The sequence below is a fragment of the Clostridium thailandense genome, assembly GCF_019207025.1.
GTDB lineage: Bacteria > Bacillota > Clostridia > Clostridiales > Clostridiaceae > Clostridium_AM > Clostridium_AM thailandense.
In genome coordinates this window covers 1-3,999 of record NZ_JAEEGC010000223.1, presented here as the reverse complement: position 1 = coordinate 3,999, position 3,999 = coordinate 1, and the positions used below count along the sequence as shown (strand labels likewise).

Below are 3,999 nucleotides of genomic sequence, written 5' to 3'. Positions count from 1 at the left end.
TTTATAAATTAAATGTCAGTAGTGGATATATATACTTATAGGAGGATGAAAATGAAAGAAGTAGTTATTGTAAGTGCTGTTAGAACAGCAGTGGGAAAATTTGGGGGAGCTTTAAAAGATGTTCCTGCAGCAGAATTAGGTGCTATAGTTATTAAAGAAGCGCTTAAAAGAGCAAATGTTAAGCCAGAATTAGTTGATGAAGTAGTTATGGGAAACGTTATACAGGCAGGCTTAGGACAAAATGTTGCAAGACAAGCTGTTATAAAAGCTGGTTTACCAGAAGAGGTTCCGGCATTTACTTTGAATAAGGTTTGTGGTTCGGGTTTAAGAGCAGTTAGCTTAGCAGCTCAAATGATAAAGGCAGGAGACGCTGATGTAATCGTAGCCGGAGGAATGGAAAATATGTCTGCAGCACCATATGTATTACCGACTACAAGATGGGGACAAAGAATGGGAAATGGAACTATTGTAGATACAATGGTAAATGACGCCCTTACAGATGCGTTCCAAGGTTATCATATGGGAATAACAGCAGAGAATATAGCTGAAAAATGGAATTTAACAAGAGAAATGCAGGATGAATTTGCAGTTGCATCACAAAATAAAGCTGAAGCAGCTATAAAAGAAGGTAGATTTAAAGATGAAATAGTACCAGTGGTAATCAAAACTAAAAAAGCAGAAATAGTTTTTGATACTGATGAATTCCCAAGATTTGGTGCTACAATAGAAGGCATGGCAAAATTAAAGCCTGCCTTCAAGAAAGATGGAACTGTAACTGCAGCAAATGCTTCAGGAATAAATGATGGAGCAGCAGCTATATTAGTTATGAGTGCTGAAAAAGCAGCGGAACTTGGAATTAAGCCAATGGCTAAAATAGTTTCTTATGGGTCAAAAGGATTAGATCCAGCAATAATGGGATATGGACCATTCCATGCTACAAAGAAAGCTTTAGAAAAAGCAAATTTATCAATAGAGGATATTGATTTAATAGAAGCAAATGAAGCTTTTGCAGCACAAAGCTTAGCTGTAGCAAAGGATTTAAACTTTGATATGAGCAAGGTTAATGTAAATGGTGGAGCTATTGCAATTGGTCATCCAGTTGGATGCTCAGGAACAAGAATATTAACAACTCTACTTTACGAAATGCAAAAAAGAGATGCCAAAAAAGGTTTAGCAACTCTATGTATAGGCGGGGGAATGGGAACAGCTTTAATAGTGGAAAGAGAGTAAAGTGCTTTAAGAATAGATAGGAGGTAACAAAAAATGAATTTTACATTTACAAAGGAACAGCAATTAGTACAACAAATGGTAAGAGAATTTGCAGAAAAAGAAGTTAAACCTTTAGCTGCAGAAATCGATGAGACAGAAAGATTTCCTATGGAAACAGTAGAAAAAATGGCTAAATATGGGATGATGGGAATTCCATTTTCTAAAGAATATGGTGGAGCAGGTGGAGACACTCTTTCATATGTATTAGCAGTTGAAGAATTATCAAAAGTTTGCGGTAGTACAGGAGTTATTCTTTCTGCCCATACATCACTATGTGCATCAGTAATTGACAAGTATGGTACAGAAAATCATAAGAAAAAATACTTAGTACCACTTGCAAAAGGTGAAAAAATAGGAGCCTTTGGATTAACTGAACCAAATGCAGGAACAGATGCAGCAGGACAACAAACAACAGCTGTTCTTGAAGGAGATAACTACATACTAAACGGACAAAAGATATTTATAACAAATGGTGGAGCAGCAGATGTCTTTATAGTATTTGCTATGACAGACAGAAGCAAAGGAACAAGGGGAATATCAGCTTTCATAGTTGAAAAAGGCTTTAAAGGTTTCTCAATAGGAAAATTAGAAGATAAAATGGGAATAAGAGCCTCTTCAACAACTGAGCTTATATTTGAAGACTGCGTAGTTCCAAAGGAGAATTTATTAAGTAAAGAAGGAAAAGGCTTTGGTGTTGCCATGGGTACTCTTGATGGAGGTAGAATTGGTATAGCAGCCCAAGCACTTGGAATAGCAGAAGGTGCTTTCGATGAAGCAATAAATTATATGAAAGAAAGAAAACAGTTTGGAAGATCTTTAGATAAGTTCCAAGGGCTTGCGTGGGCAGTAGCTGAAATGGATACAAAAATAGAAGCAGCAAGACACTTAGTGTATAAGGCAGCATTCAAAAAGGATTCAGGGCTTCCATATACTGTAGAAGCAGCTAGAGCTAAATTATTTGCAGCAGATGTAGCAATGGAAGTAACAACAAAGGCAGTCCAATTATTTGGAGGATATGGATATACAAAAGATTATCCAGTAGAAAGAATGATGAGAGATGCTAAGATAACAGAAATCTATGAAGGAACATCACAGGTTCAAAAGATGGTTATCTCAGGAAATATATTTAAATAGGAATAGGTTAAGGAGGATAAGAGGAATGAATATAGTAGTTTGCTTAAAACAAGTTCCAGATACTACAGAAGTTAAGATAGATCCAAAAACAGGAACCCTTATAAGAGATGGCGTTCCTTCTATAATAAACCCAGATGACAAAAATGCATTAGAAGAGGCATTAGTATTAAAGGAAAAGACTGGTGGTAAGGTTACAATAATAAGCATGGGACCACCACAAGCAGAAAAAGCTTTAAGAGAAGCTATAGCTATGGGGGCTGATGAAGCAATACTTATATCAGACAGAGCCTTTGCTGGAGCAGATACTTTAGCTACATCAAATGCATTAGCAGGAGCTTTAAGAAAATTAAAGTATGACATAATATTTGCAGGAAGACAGGCTATAGATGGAGATACAGCACAGGTTGGACCAGAAATAGCTGAACATTTAAATATTCCGCAAATTACTTATGTAGAAAAAGTAGATGTGGAAGGAAAATCATTAAAAGTCCAAAGAGCATGGGAAGATGGATATGAGGTAATAAGTGTTAAAACTCCAGTACTTTTAACAGCTATAAAAGAGTTAAATGAGCCGAGATATATGAACATGAGCCATATATTCAATACATACAATAAAGAAGTGCAAATTTGGAGTGCCGCTGACATAGATGTAGATAAATCTCTTCTTGGACTTGCTGGATCACCAACAAAAGTTAAAAAGTCAATGACTAAAGAAGCAAAAGGACAAGGTGAAGTAGTAAATCTACCAGCAAAAGAAGCAGCAGCATGTGCAGTTTCAAAATTAAAAGAGAAACACTACATCTAAGCAGAGAACCCAAATCTTTGATTTGGAGTGAATCGCTTACTCATTCGACGATAGGAGAAGGAGTTTCATATAAAAAATAGGAGGTAATTAAGATGAATATAGCAGATTACAAAGGCGTATGGGTATTTGCTGAGCAAAGAGACGGAGAGCTTCAAAAGGTATCCTTAGAATTATTAGGAAAAGGCAGAGATTTAGCAGACAAGTTAGGAGTTCAGTTAACAGCTCTTTTACTTGGAAGTGATATAGATAGCATAGCAAAAGAATTAGTAGCTTATGGAGCTGATAAAGTAATATATGCTGACAGCCCATTATTAAAACACTTTACAACAGATGGGTATACAAAGGTTATATGCGATTTAGCTGGTGAAGTTAAGCCAGAGGCCATATTAGTAGGTGCTACTTTTATGGGAAGAGACTTAGCTCCAAGAGTAGCAGCAAGACTTGCTACAGGACTTACAGCTGATTGTACATCACTTGATATAGATCCAGAAAATAAAAATTTACTTATGACAAGACCAGCTTTTGGTGGAAACTTAATGGCTACAATAGTTTGTGGAGACCACAGACCACAGATGTCTACAGTGAGACCAGGAGTGTTTGAAAAATTAGCTAAAGATACTGGAAGAGCTGGAGAAATCCAAAAGGTAGCTGCAAATGTAACAGAATCAGATATAAGAACAAAAACATTAGATGTAGTTAAAGCTCTTAAGGATTGTGTTGACATTGGAGAAGCTAAGATAATAGTTGCAGGCGGAAGAGGACTTGGAAGAAAGGAAGGCTTTGAAGCACTA

General features: G+C 36.4%; 4 protein-coding genes. All 4 read left to right on the top strand.

Going from position 1 to position 3,999, the window contains the following annotated elements:
* Window positions 1–51: 51 nt before the first annotated feature.
* A complete protein-coding gene (locus I6U48_RS28795; RefSeq protein ID WP_218323955.1) occupies window positions 52–1,230 on the top strand; it encodes an acetyl-CoA C-acetyltransferase in 1,179 nt (392 codons plus the stop codon).
* Window positions 1,231–1,263: 33 nt separating this feature from the next.
* A complete protein-coding gene (locus I6U48_RS28790) occupies window positions 1,264–2,403 on the top strand; it encodes an acyl-CoA dehydrogenase (protein ID WP_218323954.1) in 1,140 nt (379 codons plus the stop codon).
* Between the two features lie 25 nt (window positions 2,404–2,428).
* Window positions 2,429–3,208 carry an electron transfer flavoprotein subunit beta/FixA family protein gene (locus I6U48_RS28785; protein WP_218323953.1) on the top strand — a complete coding sequence of 260 codons (780 nt, stop codon included), beginning with the start codon at window positions 2,429–2,431 and terminating at the stop codon, window positions 3,206–3,208.
* Window positions 3,209–3,300: 92 nt separating this feature from the next.
* On the top strand, window positions 3,301–3,999 hold a 699-nt coding region (locus I6U48_RS28780; protein ID WP_218323952.1), incomplete at its 3' end, for an electron transfer flavoprotein subunit alpha/FixB family protein.

Coding starts and splice junctions, on each gene's coding strand:
- I6U48_RS28795 (WP_218323955.1), top strand. CDS start 52: ATGAAAGAAGTAGTTATTGTAAGTGCTGTTAGAACAGCAGTGGGAAAA.
- I6U48_RS28785 (WP_218323953.1), top strand. CDS start 2,429: ATGAATATAGTAGTTTGCTTAAAACAAGTTCCAGATACTACAGAAGTT.
- I6U48_RS28790 (WP_218323954.1), top strand. CDS start 1,264: ATGAATTTTACATTTACAAAGGAACAGCAATTAGTACAACAAATGGTA.